Source organism: Polaribacter sp. 20A6 (assembly GCF_011378915.1).
Classification (GTDB): Bacteria; Bacteroidota; Bacteroidia; order Flavobacteriales; family Flavobacteriaceae; genus Polaribacter; species Polaribacter sejongensis.
The window spans coordinates 630,216-650,410 of the sequence record NZ_WTPZ01000001.1 but is presented as its reverse complement, the minus strand read 5'-3'; the positions used below and the strand labels follow the sequence as shown (position 1 = coordinate 650,410).

Annotated in this window: 22 protein-coding genes; 14 read left to right on the top strand and 8 right to left on the bottom strand. The window is 29.5% G+C overall.

The window, feature by feature from the left end; genetic code table 11:
• Positions 1 to 2: 2 nt before the first annotated feature.
• The 5 genes from GQS57_RS02560 to GQS57_RS02540 all read right to left on the bottom strand — a co-directional run bounded on the left by GQS57_RS02560 (position 3) and on the right by GQS57_RS02540 (position 6,075).
• A complete protein-coding gene (locus tag GQS57_RS02560; RefSeq protein ID WP_165730898.1) occupies positions 3 to 2,492 on the bottom strand; it encodes a hypothetical protein in 2,490 nt (829 codons plus the stop codon).
• A 55-nt stretch (positions 2,493 to 2,547) separates the two neighbouring features.
• Positions 2,548 to 3,609 (bottom strand): SMI1/KNR4 family protein, encoded by a 1,062-nt coding sequence (locus GQS57_RS02555; protein WP_165730896.1) that lies wholly within the window; start codon positions 3,607 to 3,609, stop codon positions 2,548 to 2,550.
• 112 nt (positions 3,610 to 3,721) lie between these two features.
• The gene (locus GQS57_RS02550; RefSeq protein ID WP_165730894.1) at positions 3,722 to 4,858 is read right to left on the bottom strand and encodes an adenylosuccinate synthetase; all 1,137 of its coding nucleotides are present in this window, start codon (positions 4,856 to 4,858) and stop codon (positions 3,722 to 3,724) included.
• Entirely contained in the window at positions 4,859 to 5,722 is an 864-nt protein-coding gene (locus tag GQS57_RS02545) for a hypothetical protein (RefSeq protein WP_165730893.1), read from the bottom strand.
• 2 nt (positions 5,723 to 5,724) lie between these two features.
• The gene (locus GQS57_RS02540; protein WP_165730891.1) at positions 5,725 to 6,075 is read right to left on the bottom strand and encodes a hypothetical protein; all 351 of its coding nucleotides are present in this window, start codon (positions 6,073 to 6,075) and stop codon (positions 5,725 to 5,727) included.
• Positions 6,076 to 6,247: 172 nt separating this feature from the next.
• Here GQS57_RS02540 and GQS57_RS02535 point away from each other — a divergent pair, with 172 nt between their 5' ends.
• From GQS57_RS02535 to GQS57_RS02470, 14 genes are all read left to right on the top strand, one after another.
• Entirely contained in the window at positions 6,248 to 7,156 is a 909-nt protein-coding gene (locus GQS57_RS02535; protein WP_165730889.1) for a hypothetical protein, read from the top strand.
• A 177-nt stretch (positions 7,157 to 7,333) separates the two neighbouring features.
• Positions 7,334 to 7,975 carry a hypothetical protein gene (locus GQS57_RS02530; protein ID WP_165730887.1) on the top strand — a complete coding sequence of 214 codons (642 nt, stop codon included), beginning with the start codon at positions 7,334 to 7,336 and terminating at the stop codon, positions 7,973 to 7,975.
• Positions 7,976 to 8,029: 54 nt separating this feature from the next.
• On the top strand, positions 8,030 to 9,286 hold the full coding sequence (locus GQS57_RS02525; protein WP_165730885.1) for a hypothetical protein: 1,257 nt from the start codon (positions 8,030 to 8,032) through the stop codon (positions 9,284 to 9,286).
• Between the two features lie 172 nt (positions 9,287 to 9,458).
• Positions 9,459 to 10,205 carry a hypothetical protein gene (locus tag GQS57_RS02520; protein WP_165730883.1) on the top strand — a complete coding sequence of 249 codons (747 nt, stop codon included), beginning with the start codon at positions 9,459 to 9,461 and terminating at the stop codon, positions 10,203 to 10,205.
• Between the two features lie 87 nt (positions 10,206 to 10,292).
• Positions 10,293 to 11,048: a DUF2314 domain-containing protein gene (locus tag GQS57_RS02515; protein ID WP_165730881.1), complete on the top strand. Its 756-nt coding sequence runs from the start codon at positions 10,293 to 10,295 to the stop codon at positions 11,046 to 11,048.
• Positions 11,049 to 11,070: 22 nt separating this feature from the next.
• Positions 11,071 to 11,472, top strand: coding sequence for a hypothetical protein (locus GQS57_RS02510; RefSeq protein WP_165730879.1), 402 nt, complete (start codon positions 11,071 to 11,073; stop codon positions 11,470 to 11,472).
• Between the two features lie 21 nt (positions 11,473 to 11,493).
• Positions 11,494 to 12,099 (top strand): SMI1/KNR4 family protein, encoded by a 606-nt coding sequence (locus tag GQS57_RS02505; RefSeq protein WP_165730878.1) that lies wholly within the window; start codon positions 11,494 to 11,496, stop codon positions 12,097 to 12,099.
• A 107-nt stretch (positions 12,100 to 12,206) separates the two neighbouring features.
• The gene (locus GQS57_RS02500) at positions 12,207 to 12,812 is read left to right on the top strand and encodes an SMI1/KNR4 family protein (RefSeq protein ID WP_165730876.1); all 606 of its coding nucleotides are present in this window, start codon (positions 12,207 to 12,209) and stop codon (positions 12,810 to 12,812) included.
• A gap of 58 nt (positions 12,813 to 12,870) precedes the next feature.
• Complete coding sequence (locus GQS57_RS02495; protein WP_165730874.1) at positions 12,871 to 13,545, top strand: hypothetical protein; 675 nt, start codon at positions 12,871 to 12,873, stop codon at positions 13,543 to 13,545.
• A gap of 36 nt (positions 13,546 to 13,581) precedes the next feature.
• A complete protein-coding gene (locus GQS57_RS02490) occupies positions 13,582 to 14,010 on the top strand; it encodes a hypothetical protein (RefSeq protein WP_165730872.1) in 429 nt (142 codons plus the stop codon).
• Between the two features lie 85 nt (positions 14,011 to 14,095).
• Complete coding sequence (locus GQS57_RS02485; protein ID WP_165730871.1) at positions 14,096 to 14,554, top strand: hypothetical protein; 459 nt, start codon at positions 14,096 to 14,098, stop codon at positions 14,552 to 14,554.
• A gap of 11 nt (positions 14,555 to 14,565) precedes the next feature.
• On the top strand, positions 14,566 to 15,075 hold the full coding sequence (locus GQS57_RS02480) for an endonuclease V (protein ID WP_165730869.1): 510 nt from the start codon (positions 14,566 to 14,568) through the stop codon (positions 15,073 to 15,075).
• A 20-nt stretch (positions 15,076 to 15,095) separates the two neighbouring features.
• On the top strand, positions 15,096 to 15,527 hold the full coding sequence (locus GQS57_RS02475) for a hypothetical protein (RefSeq protein WP_165730867.1): 432 nt from the start codon (positions 15,096 to 15,098) through the stop codon (positions 15,525 to 15,527).
• Positions 15,528 to 15,817: 290 nt separating this feature from the next.
• Complete coding sequence (locus GQS57_RS02470) at positions 15,818 to 16,240, top strand: DUF4168 domain-containing protein (protein ID WP_165730865.1); 423 nt, start codon at positions 15,818 to 15,820, stop codon at positions 16,238 to 16,240.
• A gap of 142 nt (positions 16,241 to 16,382) precedes the next feature.
• Here GQS57_RS02470 and GQS57_RS02465 read toward each other — a convergent pair whose 3' ends face one another.
• From GQS57_RS02465 to GQS57_RS02455, 3 genes are read right to left on the bottom strand one after another with little or no spacing between them, the layout of a single operon-like run.
• Positions 16,383 to 17,153, bottom strand: a complete 771-nt coding sequence (locus GQS57_RS02465) for a hypothetical protein (RefSeq protein ID WP_165730863.1) — start codon at positions 17,151 to 17,153, stop codon at positions 16,383 to 16,385.
• Positions 17,154 to 17,187: 34 nt separating this feature from the next.
• On the bottom strand, positions 17,188 to 19,563 hold the full coding sequence (locus GQS57_RS02460) for a leucine-rich repeat domain-containing protein (RefSeq protein ID WP_165730861.1): 2,376 nt from the start codon (positions 19,561 to 19,563) through the stop codon (positions 17,188 to 17,190).
• A 42-nt stretch (positions 19,564 to 19,605) separates the two neighbouring features.
• Complete coding sequence (locus tag GQS57_RS02455; protein ID WP_240915413.1) at positions 19,606 to 19,980, bottom strand: hypothetical protein; 375 nt, start codon at positions 19,978 to 19,980, stop codon at positions 19,606 to 19,608.
• Between the last annotated feature and the right edge of the window lie 215 nt (positions 19,981 to 20,195).

The following is a 20,195-nucleotide window of genomic DNA, read 5'->3' as shown; positions in this document are numbered from 1 at the left end:
ATCTAAGCTTTTAAATGGTCAACTACTTCTAATAAAGCCTTTGTTAAATCTTCTGAATAGGCTTCAGATTTTGCCATCGATTTTAATCCCATTCCGTATGATGGTGCCATTTTAGTTCCTTTTACCAAATGCACAAATAAACTTCTACAAAGTATTCCGTACGTTTCTTGTTCTGTTTTTGGTGCTAAATTTGTATCGAGTAAAGTCATATAAAGAGCCTGAATAAACTTAGCTTCAATGCCTGTTTTATCATCAGCTAACCAAACTTTAAATTCTTCTATTTTTTCATCTAAAGGCTCTAAAAGTTTAGTGTCACAATTTCCATTTTCCTTATAATTTTCTAGATTATAAAGTACAGCATCTACATATTTTTGATTAATTTCTTTAACTTCCATTTCAACATTAATAGTTTGCAACTCTGCTGCAATACTTTCAATTTCTGATTGAGGTTCTCCTTTAAAATGAAAATGATAAAAACCATCAATAGCGGCTAATAATTCTTCTTGATACGTAAAACACGCTATAACACTTCTACTGTAATCAGTAAGATATTTTACCGTGTTTGTATTTAATTTTTCTTTATTTAATGTCTTTAGAAAATCAGTTAAATACGTATCAATTTGCATCGAAATATAACCTAACATGCCGTTGTCTTTTTCTTTGAGTTTGCATTTTCTATGAAAAGTAATAATTCTATTTATAGCTCTATCTAAAAAGTAACTCACATCGTCTTCTCTTGCATTAAAATAGTTTGCTGTACGAATACCTTGCGTGTCTAAAACATCTGAAATCCAAACGGCCTCTTGTCTAGAACTATAATAAAAATCGCCTAAATAATTAAACCAAGCTTGAATAATATTTAAGTTTAAAGGACGCTCTTCATTAACATAATGTCCTTTTGCAAAATTATTACAAAGATCGGTAACACAAGCATCAATGTTTTTTAGTGCCCAAATTTCGTTTACACGCGTAAAATTACCTGGCTCTACACATAAATTAGCTAATGTTTCTACAATAAAAGGTAAGTTTTCTTTACTGATTTCATCACTAACATCTCTTGTTGAATAAGCGATCTCTAACAAGTATAATTGTAAAACTTCTTGTTGTTCTGCGTTGTATAAAGTTAATAACTCTTCGCGAGCATCATAAAAAGTGAGAATTAAAAACTGATTTAATGGAATTTTAATGCCTTCTTTTATAAAGTCTTGAAGAAAACCTTTTAAGTTGTCTTTATTCTGATAAACGTTTTGAATTAAAAATGAACCTGTCATTTGAAAATCTTTGTGATCATAACGCATTACAGGAAATTGCCCTTTTCTGTCTTTAATCAATAAATCTGAAAATATGGTATTAAAGGTTTCTGTCTGATTTTTAACACCTGTTTTAGGGTGACATCTATCAAACCAAAACGGAATGAATTGTAACGGAAGTGCTTCTACCCTATTTTCTGTAAGAATTAACTTACCGTAATCTTTAAAAGCTTCTGTATAAAAATTACTTCCGCCATCGGCGTTTAACCAATCTACAAAACGTAAATAGCAAACATCTAATTGTTCTTGCGGAATATTTTTATCACGATTATTAAATAATAAAACATCGCCTGAATCCCATAACATTCTAGGTCCTAATGCGGCAATTAACGGATGAAAACCTTCGGTAGTTTTTAGATTTAACAATTCTAAACTATTTACTTCTAAGTAAATAATGCGTTCTTTTATCGCTTTATGTGCTTCGTTAATCAGTTGTAAATCATTGTAATAAAAAGCAGCTAATTCTGTACTAAACCAAGGCAAAATTAAATCGTATACACCTTTAACATACACACGTCCTACAGGTAATATTCTATGAAATTCTGAAATAAATTTATACCAATTATTATCAAAAAAATGTTCTACAAAAGCATTGTCTATCTTAAACGGAAAAGTAGCTATGGTTTTATCAGCATTGACAACCGAATATGTTTCGTTTAAAATTTGATATCGAATGCAATACTGAATTAAAAAATCTGAACTCAGCACATCTCTAATATCAAAAATTCTGTAAACTAAAAAGCGAGCCACACAAAGAGAAGCCTTAGATTCACTTTGTACCAACATTTTTAAAACCTTAAAAAATTGCGTTTTCAAATCTTCAGAAACAGCATCGGTTTGTAAATAACTGAGATTGAAATATAAAAATTCTAGGAGCTTATTAGTGCTTTTTTCATCCGGATAAAATCCTTTTTCTAACAATGGAATCCAAGATGCAATAAGCGATAATCCTTCTTTTTCATTTGCAAAAATAGCAGGATGAAAATAAATAAGTTGTGCTACTTTTTCTGTAAAATCAGCTTTTACACCCTCTGTATTATAATTGTTTTTTGTATTTTGATAAACATCAGTATCAGTAATGTTCATTAATTCTAAAACTTGAAGTATTGCTTTTACTTCAGAAGCATCTAAAGATGACATCTCTAATTTCGGAACTATTTTCTCTTTAAAAATCGCAGACATTTGCTGGGTGTTATTCAAATTATATTGTAATCAATTTTATTCTTTTGGGAAGATTTTATTCGACGAAAAACCATTCATTCTCTTCAATTTCTCCTTCGTTACCCATTAAACTTTTTAGAAAAGTATTTAGGTCTTCAGCTTCTATATATGCAATTTCTTGATCGGCTCCAAAACGAATAATTTGTCCGGCTTTTCCTTTTGTATTTGGCGCGAAATCGAAAGCTAAAAAATTTCCATTTTCTAAATCGAAAAACGGAATCCAATAAGGTGTCGTGTACATTAATAACGCTTTTCCTTGGTTTGTAGAATAGGTATCTAACAAGTCTTCTTGCGTCCAATCATCATAACATTTTTTCCAATCTTTCCATTTCTTATAAATATCTTCTGCACCCATTATGGCACATCTATCAATCCCATTATGCAACGTTAAGTATTCCTTTATTATTGCAGGAAAAGGGAAACCAGCTTCTTTTTCAAATTGAGCATAAATGGCATCATTGTTCTTTGGTGGATGTATTGTTAAACCTTTTTCTGCAATTAAAGCATTAAAAGATTGTTTTACTTCTTCTAAATTAATTTTAGCTTCTAACTGAATAAATGGAGTTAAAAAATCTACTTTTTCTTTTGCTAATTTTTCTGCTATAAATTGATCAGGAATAAATTGATCAATAAAAGCACCTGTATTTTCTTGAAAAGTGATATTCTTTATATTAGAAACAGGTTGAGAGCTATACAAACTCGTACTAAAATTGTAAATAGATGGAACAAATTTTTTAGTTACGTCATCACTTCTAAAACGCTGAATATTTATAAACCATTCTTCAAATATTGGCATATTTTCTATTTCAAAAGTAGCAACAGTTCTGTCTTCTAAAAATCCAATACCGTAGAATTTTTTACTAGATTTATAATCTGGTGTAATAAGTGAGAGTTTGAATATTTTTTTACTGGAGCGAGTTTCAATAGCATATATAATTGCATCTCTAAACGTAAAAGAATTCTTGTAATGTTTTGGATCTTCAAGAATAGAAAGTGTGTTTATTTCTATAGGTTCAAAGTTAAAATCGTTCCATTTCAACAATTTAAAGTCTTCAGAATATTGGATACTATTGTTCATTTTCTCTTATTTTTTTGATACCGCTAAGATACTTTAGAGCTATGATTTTTTTATCACTGAAACTAATGATTTTAAAAACTACGGAATACTTTTAGATATCAATACAAAGAAATTATTTTGATAAAAATTGGCTAATACATGCTCGTTTTGGACCGTAACTTCCATGAACAGTATTAAATTTTACATCTAACTTTTGAAGTAAATTCTCGTAAGAAAAACTAGGCAATTGATCGATACAAGTAATCATTAAATTTTTCTCAATTTTTAAATTTTGATGATGAACTGCATCACAACTTAAGGCGTAATTTAATAATTCAGCATCTAAATCTTGCGTTCTAAATTCACCCTGAAATTCGTTTGTAACATTTGCTTCATTTTCATTATTCTGCAGTGTTACAGACGCTGTTTTAGACATTGGTCCGTTTCCGTGTCTTGTTTGATAACAACGTGTAACGTAAAAAATAGCTATTTCTGCATCTTCTTCTAAATGCGTTTTTATAAGCTGAATTGCATTTTTAGAAGTGGTATAACTCCACGTTGTATGCGGATGAAAACCGTGTTGTGTATCTAATAAAATTCCTTGGCTGCCTTCAAAAATAAAATGTTCGAATGTTGTTTTTAATTCTGAAAGAGATTTTAAATTATAAAATTTCTGAATAGAAAAACAACTTTCTATAAAATACGCTTCGTTATAATCCTTTAGTTCGTTTTTGTAATATTCCTGAACGCTTTTTGGCTGACTTTCTAACTTCGTTTCGTAGTAATTTTTGATACTAATTAAGCGTTGTTTTAAAACCCAATTAAACTGCAAATCGTTGGCATATAAATAAACTTCTTCTTTATTTCTAGCAATGGTTGTACCGAAACCCAAACCACAAGAACCATGATTTTGTTGCTTTTCTATGGCTCTATTAAAAGCAATATCATAAAAAGTGGTAATCATCGCAAGCGGATGAAAATACAGTTTTGGTTGATATTTTTTCAAGAAATTTCCTTCGTCTAAAATAGCCGGTGGAAAAAGTGTAGTATGCTCTGAATAATACGTAGGAACACCTAATAATGTTCCTGAACCAAAATTACTAAACGTATGCGTAAGTGCATCTGTACTTACGGTATGCCCAATTTGATGTCCTCCAGAAAACCGAACCACTAAACTTTCTTTAGGATTTTTTGATGCCAGAAAATCGGTCGTTAAACCTTTTCCAGCATCACCAAAACCTAAATCTATAACAATACTACATTTTGTCATTTATAACATATTTTCGACTTCTATATCATCAGAAGAAGTATTGGTGTTTGTGGTTGCACTAAATGGTTTATGATTTTGAATCACCTCTTGTGCAATACGTTTTGCTACGGTTTTAAAATCAGCAATTTCTATAAAATTATCTCCTAAAAGCGCTTTCCAATTTCCTTTTCGGTGTTCTCTTTTAGACCATTCATTATGCTCTAAATGCATATGAAATACATTATACTTTTCTTGAGCTTCTTTAATAATGTTTTCTGTAGTAACAGTTTCTGCTTCTTCTGCGCAGGTGTATCTTTTAATAATTTCTGCCGGAATTGTAGGAAAAACAGGTTCATCACCAATAGTAAATAAAAAACCTTTTTGCTTCCTTTTTTCCCAACAATCAATCGAAGTATGACGTGCTGCAAACAAATGAGCCAAATTGTATCCTTCTTGATTGTTTCCGCCACCGCCACCTTCTAAATACACACGCGTTAACCAACGGTCTAACAATTCTGCAGAAGATTCAAACTGACCAACTTGTAAAGGAGCTGTATCATAAATAAAATCTCCAATTCCTAAAAATAATACTTGCGGATCTTCAATTCCTGCTTCCATTAAAGAACCAATAAGATCAGGTAAAGCTTCTTTTACAATATGTTCTGGCACAAAGCCCATGCTCCCGGTAACATCTAATGCTACAATAATAGAAACCGTTTCTGGATGCTCTTCAGAATCTCTAGATTCTCTAACAAGTGCTTTTGTAGGATCCATTTCTGCATCTATATTTCTAGACGTAAATATTTCTTCTCTAGACTTGTTGCTGTAGTCTTTTGTTTTTCTTAATTTTTTATAAGCGTCGTTACTAAATCTTCCTCCTCCCATAATTATAATTCGTTTATGATTCCGCCAAATAAATGCGTGTATCGCTTTTTAGCTAATTCTAATTTAATTTCTAAATTTCTAATCTTTACAGACATTTCTAAGTCTTTGGCTACATAATCTTTTGCATCAAAATCGGATGCTAAAACCAAACTATTTGCATCTGTCGGACTCATGTCTAACATGTTTTCTTGTTCGCGTTTTAAGCGTTTTAATGACAAGGCTAAATCTTCCGTTTCACGTTTGTACATTAATTGCGCATCTTCTGCAATGGCACTTGCACGATCGTCTCTTATTTTTTCGTTGTTGCGCTTTAATGAATCTAAAAAAGCTGCACTTTTAATTTTATCTTCCATCAAATATATTTTCACCAAAATTATAGGTAACTCTTCATTTTTTTATCCCTGAAAAGGGTGATTTATTTATTTTATTGAAAATATCTGTTTTTAATAGATATATAAAATCACTGAAATCAGGCAGTAATTTTTTTAATCGAGTAATTACCTTTGATGATTAAAAAAACTACTGATGACAACCATACATTTAACTTCAACTGATTTAAAAATTAACTCAGTTTCTATAGAGTTTCCTATTTCTATAAACACTTTAAAAAAATGTTTAGATGATAATTACAGAATAACTAAAGGAAAAAGAAATACTGTTTTTACTTGGGATGAATTAGGGCTTTTAGGTTATTCTAAAAATGGTGAACTCATTGAATCACTCTCTTTAGAATTAGAACCAGAGACGTACGATTTCTCTTCTAAAAACAAATTCTCTGGAAAATGCTACTTTAATGATCAAGAGATTACCAATTATTATAAAACACATAAAGAAGAACGTGTAGCACTTTTTAAAGGTGATGATTCTGGTGCTTTGGCACTAAATGATATTTGTGCTTGGTTTAATGTTGATGAAGAAGAAACTATAAAAACAATTGAAATAAGTACATACAAACCTTATGTGCGTTGGCAAGGTATTCCGGATGATAAATATAGTATTAAACCTTTAGAGGAAGAAGAAATTACTTTTGTAGACTTTGGATTTAAACTGTCTATTATAGAAGAATTAATGTATATGAAAGGCTTACTAGAACCTAAATTCGACATTCATGAATTTGCAGATTGGTATAAAAATCGTAAAATAGATATTGATGAAGAAGGTTACGAACCTATAGCAGAAGTGGTACAATATTTTAAAGATTTACCAATTCCGAAACGTTTGGCTACAGAAATCACAGACATTTATCAAGATGGCGGAAACGATATTTATATGAACCTCTCCCCTTTTTCTGGTGGTGGTGAAGATGATTGGGATATGGAAACGGCTGTTGATGCAAAACAATTTCCTAACCTTAAAAAAGCAACTTTATGTTACGCTAAAGATTGTGTTTATGACGAATTTGAAAAAATGGGTATTGAAGCAGAGTCTTTATAATTGGATTGCCAAGAATTAAAAAGAAGTACACTTAATTGATGTACTTTTTTTTTGCCTTTTAGCACACTAAAAACTCTAAACTAAAATCTACTATTTTTAAATATCATTAATTTCAGTGATAAACAAAAAGCACATTCCCTCTAATTTTGTCTAACAATATAAAAAACAAAAAAAGTTATGGGACTAACGATTTCAAGTGGAATATTAGCAGATTTTAAAGAAAATGAGCCAGAAGGTTACGAGGCTTATAAAGTTATTTTTGAGAATATAAATACCATATTAGTTAAAAATGGTGTAGCACCTTACACAGAACCAGATACCCTAGAAGGAAAGACTTTATCTACTGGCGGATTTTCTTATGGTTTTTTACATCATTTAAGACGTTTTGCAGCTCATGTTTGGGAAAATGAATTTGATGAAAATTGGGTACCAACACCTTTTTCTCCGGAAGAAGAACCACAAGGTGATGCAGTTTTAGAAGATCAATATTCTTATTTATCTAGCCACCTTTTAACACATTCAGATTCAGAAGGTTTTTATATTCCTGTAGAATTGCCAGAAGTTCTTTATGATACAGATGAGGCTCCTGTTCCTGGTGCAATGATTGGTTCTTCTTACGATCTTTTAAGAGAATTAAAAAGTCTTACAAAGCATTTAGGTATCACTTTAAATGAAAATGATATTATATCTAATTTACCAGAATTGAATGAAAAAATTAAAAACGAAGGTGATTTTTGGATTGAAACATTGGTTTGTGCTACTCTTTTAGATGCAGCTAAATTTAGTATCAATAACAAAACAGCAATTGTTTTTAATTAAATAGTAACCTCTTTTAACTTTAGGTTCTCTCCAAAAAAGAAAAAAATAGTACAAATGAAATTCACAGACAAGAGTAAAGAAAATATCAAACAAGAATGGAATTTATTAGGAAGCAAATATGCTTCTGATGTAAATGAAATGGTGAAGTTTGGTGAAACGAACGGATGGGAAAATTGGAAAGGAGAAGAACCTAAAGACGAAAGGGATCATTTAGCAGATGCTGTTTATCAGCTTTTAAAAGAAGCTAATAAAAATAATACGGTTGCTCAATTTAGAAATGATTTTCCGCCTGCGCACACTCCTTTCATCAAACTTTTGCAAGATAAAGGGAAAAGTATAGAACAATTACATTTTATAAATGAGCAGAAGGTTGTGTTTTTAGTAGGTACAGCCTATCAAAAAAGACAAGCATATCTTCTTAAAAATGATGCAATTATAGAACTTGATGACGCTATTAGTGCTATAGGAAAATCTAAAAAGAATAACGTTTTTGCAATTGTTTCTAATCATAAAATAGTAACAACACAAGGTTGGCAAGGAGAAATTATTGCAACTTTTAATTTAGAAAAAACGAAGGATTTAGGAGTTACAGAATTAACTCCTTTTAACGACGGACATAAAATTCTACTAACAACATCCGAAGGAATTTATATTATTTCTAAAGATGCAGAAAACATGATTCACCCAGTTCCAGATTTAGAAGACGAAGAATGGGAATCTGATATGGACATGGAAAACGCAACAATTTCTAATGATAATAATTACATTGTTGTTGGCGACCAATGCAGCGACCATAGAGTTTTAGATAATAATGGCGTAGAAGTTGGAGAAGTTGGCCCGCAATCTTCTTATCCAGATTTTTGTCTTTTCTCTAAAAATGACCATCAATTAATTACAAATTCTTGTCATTTTTATAATGGAGTAACTATTGGTGTAGATGCTACAGATTTAAAAAACATCAATATAATAGCTTACGAAGAAAGCGAAGATTATACAGTTATAGATGACGGAATGAGAGTTTATTGTGGTGTAGCAACTTCTAAACATTACATTTTGGGTGATGCTTTTGGATATATTAAAGCCATTGATACCAAAGGAAATTGCATTTGGAAATACTTTTTAGGTTCTACCATTACAAGTATTACTATTTCTGACGATGAAAACACATTATGGATTGGTTCTGCATCAGGAATGCTGCATAAACTACAATTAGATAAAGGTCTTAGAGATAACCACACCATTGGAAATGGAAATCATTATGAAGAATTCAGGTTCATTTTTTGGAAAGAAGAATCTATTATGAAATGGTAATTCTGTAAGAAAGAAAAAACAGTAAAACACTTTTCTTTATATTTTAATATCACTGAAAACCGTTACATAAAAACACGTACAAAGCTTCATCTTTGTTCGTATAAAGAAATAAAAGCAATTCATTTTTATTCAAAATATTTAATTGATCTGTTTATACAGAAGTACCCGTAACATGAAACAATCATTACTAATTATATTCAATTTAATCTATTTAACTGGGTATAGCCAATATCCTTTTGAAGCATCGCCTAAACCTGTTTATGAGGAATTCAACGATTGGAAATTATACGATTTAACAGAAACAAAACAACAAACAGATTATACAATTACTATTAATGATTTTTTTGAAACAGAAGCTTTAACCATTCAATTAACATCTTATACAGGAGATGAAGATCAAGCCTCTTCCATAAGTATATTTAGAGGTAAAACTCAGATTCAGAAGCTTTCTGAGGATATGTTTTTTAGTACGTTAAATATTTTTGAACCAATTAGAATAACTGATTTTAATGCTGATAATTTAAAAGACATAAAACTTTTAATTCCGTATATGGGTAATGGAATAGCAGCTTTAAATGTTCGTGTTATATACCTGATACAAGGTAAAAACAATAAGTTTTCAAAAATTTCATATGATGATATGATGGATGGAAATCGTGAAGAAAGAGATTTTAATAAGGATGGAATCTTTGAAACGATTACAATGAAACTTGATAATTATGAAAATAATAATTATTGGACATTTGACATTTTTGAATTTACAGAACTGGGACTTACCAATGCTAATGAAAAAAATAATTACCCAATAATGACACAATATCTTAATAAAAAGAACTTTAAGATTACTAATAAAATAAGTCATTCTAAAATGAAGACGTACGCTTTAAAACAACCTAAAGAATATAACTGGCAAAAATAAAGTTGCTAATTGAAAGGTTGTTTCCTATTTACAAAATCATCAAATTTTTAGTATTGAATAAAAATAAATAATTAAAATAAAGAAATTATGAGTCAAGAAAATAATGTAATCTACACCGAACAAAACGCAAAAATGAAAGCTGCTTATCTTAAAGCGCAGTCTACCTTTAATTACTTTTGGCGTGAAATTTATTGGGAAGCTAAAAGAGTTGTTCCTGCTCACGATTTAGCATTAGTAAAAATTCCTTTTCAACAAAAAATTGAAGGGAAAGAACAACCTTTAGTAGAACACATGTGGATTAGTGAAATTGATTTTGATGGAGAATTTATTACAGGTATTTTACAAAATGCACCAAATAAATTGACAAATGTTGCTGAAGGCGATACCGTAACCAGAAAAGTATCAGAAATATCAGATTGGATGTTATCTATAGATCGTAAAACTTATGGCGGATATACCATTCAGGCACTACGCTCTGATATGACAGATAAAGCAAGAGAAAACCATGATAATGCTTGGGGTTTAAACTTTGGGGATTATAATAATATTCTAATCGCTCATCAACAAGAAGAAAAAGAAGAAAACCTTATTGAGCACCCAATGAGTAAAGTAATGGAAAAACCTGCTAGAGATTTCTTTACAGAAAACTTAGACGTAGTAGCTGCTGTAGGTGAAAATGGTATGACAAGATTACACACAGAAACCATTGCAGGAAACAAAATAGCTGTAGGAATTTTATTAGAGTTAGGTGCAGATAAAAATGCTAAAACTAAAACAGGAAAAACAGCATTCGATTTTGCTACAGCGCTAAACTGGTCTCACCTTATACCAATTTTAAAATAAAATTAATCATCATCATTTTTTTATGAAAGCAAAAATCAAATATATTTTTATTGGTCTTTTAGCCATATTAGCGCTCTCTTGGTTCTTTATCAATAACCAAGAAAGCGCTAATATGAATTCAATTTTTATTGAAAAAATTAAAGATGGTGACATTATTTTTAGTGCTCTAAATACTGATAAAGGAGCATTAACCGACTTTAATAAATTTGGAGTTATAGAAAAACATTTAGGTAAAATATACGTTTGGGATAATCAAAATACCATAAAAAAAAGCCTTTCTGAATGGAGTAAAAATGGAGAGATATTAAAAGTTTATAGGATAACACATCTAGATTTTAATATCAATACCTTAGAACTACAAAACGGAACTTATAACCATATAATGAACTCTGATGTACTAGAATTTATAATTGAAAATAAGTAAAAAATTAAAACAAAATTCGAGATGAAAACAATAGCAGACACCTACATATCAAGTCTTAAAAAGGCCTATTACAATGCTAAAGGAAAAGAAATTTGGGATCATTTTGAAAACGTAAAACATGGTGCATCTCCAAAAGATTTAGATCAGATAAAACCCATATTTCCAGAAGTTCCTGAAACATTATTGCACTTACTACAGTTTGTAGATGGCACCTACTGGAAAACTTATGGCGAAGAAGATATTGCTTTTTTAATGTTAGGTTCTGATATGGCTGAATATCCGTATTACTTATTGTCATCAGAACAGATTATTGAAAACAAAAATGCAGCAGCAAGCTATTATTCAGATTATATCGAAAGAGCGTATGAAGGCGTTTATATTGATGAAAAAATCACCAATAAAGCAGAAAATCTTAAGTGGCTTCATTTTTCAGATTGTATGAATAACGGCGGAACGTCACAATTATTTATTGATTTTAGTCCTTCAGAAAAAGGAAAAAATGGGAAAATTGTAAGATTTCTTCACGATCCTGATGAGTTTAAAGTGATTGCAAATAGTTTTGAAGACTATTTACAAATGCTGATGGATAATGAGATGGATTTTATTGAAGAAGATAATTTAGAATAGGTTTACCTTTTTAATCACTTAACCTTTTTGAATTTATAAAGTTGTTAAGCAACCTTAAAATTTATAGACTTTAGTATTAATAAAAACAGAGCTTAAAAACACATTGAATGGACAACATAGCAGACACATATATTTCAGGACTTAAAAATGCCTATTACAATGCTAAAGGAAAAGAAATTTGGGATCATTTTGAAAATATAAAACACGGTGCCTCTCAAGAAAATTTAGATGAATTGAAAGCCGATTGTCCTACTATTCCTAAGGCGTTAATTGATTTATTGCAATATGTAGATGGTACGTATTGGAGAACGTATGGTGACGAAGATATTGCTTTTACCTTATTGGGTTCTGATTTATCTAAATGTCAATATTACTTATTATCGTCTCAGCAAATTTTAAAAAATCAAGGTGATGCACCATATAATTTTCAAGATTATTTATATGGAGAATATGATATCGTAGACATCGATGAAAAAATCTTAAAAAATGCAAAAGATCTTAACTGGCTTCATTTTTCAGATTGTACAAATAACGGCGGAACGTCTCAACTTTACATAGATTATAGTCCTTCTGAAAAAGGAAAAATAGGTCAAGTTGTGAGGTTTCTTCATGATCCGAATGAGTTTGAAGTAATTGCTGATAGTTTTGAAGCGTATTTACAAATGTTAATAGACAATAAATTTCATTTTATTACAGAAGATTCAATCGAATAAAACTTTTACAAAAGATAAAATAAGCCTAATTTGTAATTAAAACATCTAAACCTATTCAATGCATAAATTATACATACTAATCATTTCAATTGTCTTCTTTTCTTGTAATAACACTAAAAAATCGACCAAGACTTCAAAGCAAGAAATAGCGCCTAAAGAAAATATTATTGTCAAAGACAATGATGTAGACAACTTTATTCCTGATGGATATGAAGTTGTATTTTCTGGAAATGAGTCTAATAAAATAAAGGCAGATTTAAATACAGATGGCATTCTTGATTATGTAATATTAATAGCAAACGGAAATAAGAAAGAAAAATATTCTAATGCAACGAGCGTAAAACTTGCCATATTTGAAGGACAGAAAGACGGTTCTTTTATCTTGAAAAATGAAACAGGTAATTTAACTTATTCTTTTATTTATACAAATCCGGATGTTAGAGTTAAAGTCACAGATATCAATATAATTAGTCTTAAACATCAATCTATGCGACATGATTATGAATTAAAATTCAGATATCAAAACAGCGATGAAGACTATATGTTAATTGGTGCTGAATATAATAATTATGGAAATGCGGCACATGTTGGCGCCGGAAATATAAGTACCAATTTTATTTCTAGAAAGAGAACTTCTACAATAGATGGGAAAAAAACGAGCTCTTTAGATAAAATATTAATACCAATTTCAGAAGTGAACGATGACAATGTTTATGATTTAATAAGTAATTAAAAAAATATCATTCCACAACTTCAAAATTTCAATTAGATGAAAAAAATAGTACTATTACTTACCGTATTTCTTGTTTGTTTAGCAACATATTCTATCATTAATTATACAAATAGAGAGGAGTTTCAAGAAGATGAAAGTCATGTTTCTCAGTCTTTAGATGGTAGTTTAGTGGTATATATGGAATCTGCAAATGTTGATGATCATGCTTATTGCAAAATTTTCCTTTTTGATACAAAAGTGTATCCAAATCTAAAGGAAGAAGGGACATTTCCATCAAAATTACAGAAAAGCAATCCGAAGGCATTATTCTATATTCCACTAAAATTTTATGCTCGAATTACAAATTTTAAATGGAATGAGAAAAATAACACAGTCAGTATTCATCAACCGGCTGTTAATGATGTAAAAGCTTTAAACTACGAAATTGATTTGAACAATTTTAGCTTTTACGAGAAGGGAGAGTAAACGTATTTAAATAAAGGATTTTAATTAATTTCTATATGAATTTCTCATAGATAAAAAGTAATAATTCGAATAGTAAAATAACAATATGGATTTAGAAAATGCCATCATAAAAATTCAAAAATTCGATGTCAATGATGATATGGAAGATTATGAAATTAGTGAATTCTTTGATGCTATTGGCGATGAATTAGAAGATGTAAATAGTTTTACAGATTTACAAAAGCAGCAGCTTATTCAAGCATTTTTTAACTTCTTAAAACGTCAAGATCCAGAGTTAGAAGAAGATTTTTCTTTCATTCATTTAATAGAAGCTATAGATCAACCAGATTACAAAATTTATGATGCTGAATTACTGAAATTCAATACCGAAAACGGAACGATTACTACTACCCTTTTGTTGAATCGATTTATCAATGGTTTAAAAGAACAGGAACGTAAAAAACATATCGATTTATTAAAATCGATTTCTGAGAATAAGAATTATACCGATTTAGTAAGAACTGAAGCATTGAGTTATTACGAACATCAAACTGAAAAAGGATAAAAACAACAATTATGAAACTTGCTTTTGACACTTATTATTACGACGGAAAGGCGAAAACAATTGCAGTAAGCTTTAACAATTGGGAAGATGAAGTACCTACACAAATTTACACAGATATTATTGAAGGTGTAGAACCGTATGAACCAGGATCTTTTTACAAACGCGAATTACCGTGCATTTTAAGTCTGCTTAAACAAGTGAATTTAGAAGAAGTAGACTTAATTATCGTTGATGGTTACGTTATTCTAGAAGAAAAACACTTGGGCTTAGGTGGCTATTTGTACCAAGCTTTAGACCATAAAATTCAGGTTGTTGGTATTGCTAAATCTGAGTTTGTGTCTAAAACATCTGTATTTAAAGAAGTGATTCGTGGCGAAAGTAAAAAGCCATTGTATGTGACCACTATTGGAGTTGATAAAGAGGAGATTTGCCACGCCATAGAACGAATGCACGGTAAATACCGAATGCCAACGTTACTACAGATTGTAGATACTAAAACCAAAGAAAATACTAAAAACTAATATTTAAAAAAGTTACAACTATGAATGAAAATTTAATTATAACCTCGGTAGATGAACTAAAACCAATGTTTAGAAAAAATTACAGGGAGTTTATTACAGAAAAGCCAAGGACTGTTATTTTTGAGGAAGAGGAATTTAAGTTATATAATTTTGAAAAGATGATGGAGCTTACCAACATAGATGGAATGGAAGTCAGTAAGATTGACGCATTAACCCCGTATGTTAAAACATTAAGTGAATTTATGAATCCTATATTTAATGATTTAAATGGGTATAAGTGGAGTTTAGAAAAATTAGCTTTAGGTAAAGCTATTGGTGCTAATTCTGAAGGTGATTTATTATTTTTTGGTTGCTATGATAATACTAAAGTACATTTATTTCGTCACGATGATGGCAGTATAAAGAGAACTAAATTAACCTTGTTTGAAATTATTAAACAATTTTCTGAGTAAATTTTAGGTACTTAGCGTAAATAATAAAAAAGCCCAATTATAAATTTTATAATTGGGCTTTTTTTTGTTGTAATGTCTGCTTCTTCTGATACACACTATTAAAACCATATTCCTAATTTAATAGTAGCTTCATCTCTTAAAAAAAATATAATTTTTTGACAAATAATAATAAAATAATGTTAATAAGGCTGTTATAATTGGCTGTACATAATATAACTTTTAAGTTTGAATAAATCTTAAAAATTAAAACTATGTTAAAGTCATTTAAAATCAAAAAATTATTTCTTATTATGTTCGTTTGTGGATCTATCGGTCTAACAGCACAAGAACAAAAAGATGTTTCTGATAAAGAATTAAGTCAATTTGCTGATGCCTATACCGAGGCTCAAGTTCAAGGTCAAGAATCTCAGCAAAAAATGATAGCGATTATAAAAGAAGAAGGATTAGAAGTAGAACGTTTCCAAGAAATACAAGAGGCTAAGACCAATCCGAATAAAGAATCAAACGTAACGGATGCAGAAAAAGAAAAGCATGAAATTGTAACTACTAAACTTCAGAAATTACAACCTGAAATGCAAAAAAAGGCTATTGAAAGTATAGAGTCTACAGGAATTTCTATAAAGCAGTTTGAATCTTTAGCAGCGAAAATTCAAGTAGATAAAAGTCTTCAGCAAAGATTACAGACTATTATGGAAAAACGTCAAGGAAAATAGTCTTAAACTCTTATTTTATATTAAATCAAATAGCAGGTTTCTTTTCTTTAAAAGAAACCTGCTATTTTTATTCTGAACAGTTTTATTGGGGTTATTTATAATTTTATTCCGAATGAAGTTATCTACTTTTTTTTTAATAAAATTATTCAGTGTATCTTAAAAATAAATGATTTTTATCTTTAATTATTTCTGCTAACTTTTCAAATTCTGATTCGGTTGTATTATACAATTTAGCCAAATCAGTAATTAATTCTTTTACTTTATTTTCTTCGAATTTTTCATTTTTAATGAATCCTAAAAATGAAGCACCAATACCAAAAAGTTCAAGATTGTATTTTTCAAATAAATGTTTTGATAAAGCGTAATTTTCAAAAGGACTTAAATCTGCACTAAAATATCCATTCGGAAATCCGGTAAGTCCTTCGTATGGCTTTTCTACGGGAAGAATTTTAAGAATCACCTGTTTGTCTAAAAATACTAATGGAGATTCATTCATGTTTTCTAAATCTAAAACATCATCTTCAGAATTGTTTATGTTTCTTTCACAAACCATTTTAAAATCAATTCCTTTTGTTTGTTTCAAAAAGTTTTCTCGGATAATGAAATATTCCGATGGTGTAGAAAGATGCCCCAAATGCTCGTTATCTTCATCATAACAAGCTTTGTCAAGTCCAGATAAATCATAACCGTCTGTATCTAGCAGAGAATTCCAATCACAAGCGTGACCACTAGTATATTCAGCTTGATCTAAACTATCAAGCGTTAAGATTACTGTTTTGTCAGGATGATTTTGTTTATAGGTTTTATAAACCTCAATAAGTTCCTCGTACGACTTTATGTCTTCGATTAAGAAACTGTCAAATAAACTTTCCTGGTAAGGCTCACGAGTTTTTATTAATTTTTCTATTTTCATAAATTTTGTTTTAAATAGTAAATCTTATTAGAAGTTACGCAATAGCGTCTTTACTAAACTCCTTTTTTAATTCGGTGTAACCTGGCGTTATTAAGTATTTATACTTATCAGGATTCATATTTCCACCATTAAATTTTCCAATATAATACTTAAGTTCTTTCAGTTTTAACTTTCTAAAATATTCTGGAACAGCATTTTCAAATTTACAGCCATCAATATCTAAACGGTTTAGTTTTGGTAAATCGGCAATCCAAGTTGGTAAATCTATAAAATCGTTTCCGCCAAGCGATAAGGTTTTTAAAGTGGTTATTTTTTGAAGAAATTCTGGTAATACATCAAATTTATGGTGTATTAAAAACTCAGTTAATTTTAGTTCAGAGATACTTTCAGGAATACTATTTACATCGTCACCAATCCCCATAAAACTTAACTTTTTTAAGGCTTTAAACTGATTTAATTTAGCATACCCTTCCATTCCAAACTCATAACTTAAAGCGATGTATAAAGATTTTAAAGCAGGTGCTTCTAAGGTTTCTAAGGTTTTAAAAGTAGTATAACTTAAATCTAAAGTTTTTAAATACGGCAATGTAACTTCAGGAAATGTACTTGTAACATCATAATGCGCTATGTCTAAAGTTTCTAGTTTAGGCATATTTTTAATAAGCGCTTCTAAGTTTTCTGCTTTATAAAAATCTAATTTTAAATAGTTTAAATGTGGTGCAGCTACACTAGTTATTTCAGCAAGGCTAGCTTCCTTATTATCTAAATGCAAATACTCTAAATTGGTACAATGTTTAAGTACATCTTTAAATTGTTCCGTATTTGTATAAGCTTTTAGTGTGGTTAATACTTTTGGTTTTGGTAAGTATTTTGTTAAGTCTTCTTGCGAATTTTTAGATTCATTAATACTAGAAAAATGAAGTGTTTTAGTGATTAAGTTGCTAAATAATACTTTAGGTTTTTCAATAGATAAATTAGCAAAATAAGCGTGTTCTGTTTCTAGTAATTTTTCAGTTGCAATATATTCTTTAATGTCAAATAAATATAATTCTTTAATTTTAGAAGGTAAATATTTAGCTTCTAAAACTAAACTTCTACAACTATTAAAACATAAATAATCTAAGTATTGCAATTCTTTTAAACCTTTTGGAATACTTTCTATGTTAACACCGTAAAGTTTTAAATATTTTAACTGTGTACATTCGCCTATATTTTGCCAAAGAGAATCTGTATTACTTCCTTGATGTAGATCAATAGATTCAAGCGTTGTTAATTTCCCAAACCCGATCGATACAGCAGAAAAATCTGTAATATATTGTATTTTTATTTTTTTAAGGTTGGTAAATCTATCAGGATGCGAGAATACATAATTTAAGATTTCGACATCATTAATTAATAGTTCAGAATTTAGAATTGGCTCATTTCCCTGTATAATTTCTAAACCATCATCCAAAGTGATGTATTCACAATGCTTGGTAAATATTTGATGGTCTTCAATGGTTTTAATTAAAGGAATGGCATCTAACTTCAGCACAAATAAATTGTCTAATTGATTGAATCCGTTAGGGATTTCAATCAAATTAGGACACATATACAAATCGAATTTCTTAAGCTTTTTAAGCATAGAAATACACGTAGGAAGTTTGGTTAAATGTTTTAAACGAATAAAACTTATTTCCTTTAAACTCGTTGGTAATTGTAACTGAGAGACGTCTTTTAAATTGACTAAAATAAAATCTAACTCTTCTAAGTTTCTTAGTTTTTCTAATTGAAGTGACTCTTGGAACTCCGTTTCTATGTAGCTTATTTCTAGTTTTTTAATATTTTTTAAAGACCAAAAATATTCTGGAAATGTAACAAGTTTTGATAATTCTAGAGTAACACTTTCTAGTTGTTGTAAATTCCCTATAGAAACCGGTAATGCTTGGTAATTACCTTTAATTTCTAAAGTCTTTAAAGAAGTGATATCACAAATTTCCTTTGGAAAATCGTTGCTAAAGACATCACTTACTTTTAGGTGAGTAATACCATTTAAACGAGAAATAAGGTCAGGTTGCTTTTCTAATTTTTGAGCAATAGCTTCGTCTCTTATAGAAAGTGATGAAAACTCAAACATGTTGTAAAGTTTCCCTATTGGAAACAATGGATCTTTAGTTCCAAAATGAAGCAAAGCATTTATTATTTTACCATAATCCTCACCATTTTCAGGAAGTTTATTACGTGTTTTAAACGCATTGTTAATTTCTGTAGTTCCATATTCTTCTAAAATTTCAGTAACCTCAGCAATAATAACCTCATCTCTAGTTATTTTACCTATTAGAAACATTTCGTACAAGAAAGCTTCAGGATAATTCTGTGCTGTTTTTAACTCTTTATAATAAGAAGTAAGATATTCAATTTTAAATTCCATAGTTTATTTTTAATACTAAAACAATAAAGTAAATTTCATTTTTTAACCTGCTATGCGCTTAATACCCTCCATCTTTTTAAGAATGATAGGTACAAATAAGGCAAATTTAGCATTAAACTCTTCTTGTGTTTTTGCGGTGTTTAAATTTGTGCCCATAGTTACCCAAGAAGTACATAAAGCGTCTTCTAAACTATCTTCTTCAGTATCTATATTTAAAGCTTTAATAAGATTAAAATTTTCATCCTGACTGTAAAACCCAGACTCTTTAACGATTTCAAAAACGAGTTCAAAAATACTTCTAGTGTCTAAAAGTTCACTAATATCTATTGTTCCTTTATCAGAAGCACTTATAGATTCAAAGACATCTACCATTAAATTTTGTACTCTATCGTTAATATTAGGGGCTAGATTTTTCAATTTTTATTTTTTTAAAGTTGATTTTTAATATGTATCGTTAGTTATTTAAAACCGACGAAAAAAAAGAAATATAAGTAGTACTAATTTGTTAGACTTATAATACTACATCTTATATATTTACGACAAAATTAAACAAGCATATGCATTTTTTTATCACTGTATTCCGCTATTTAAATATTTAGTAGTTTATCTGATAATTTAAAATCGATAAAAGA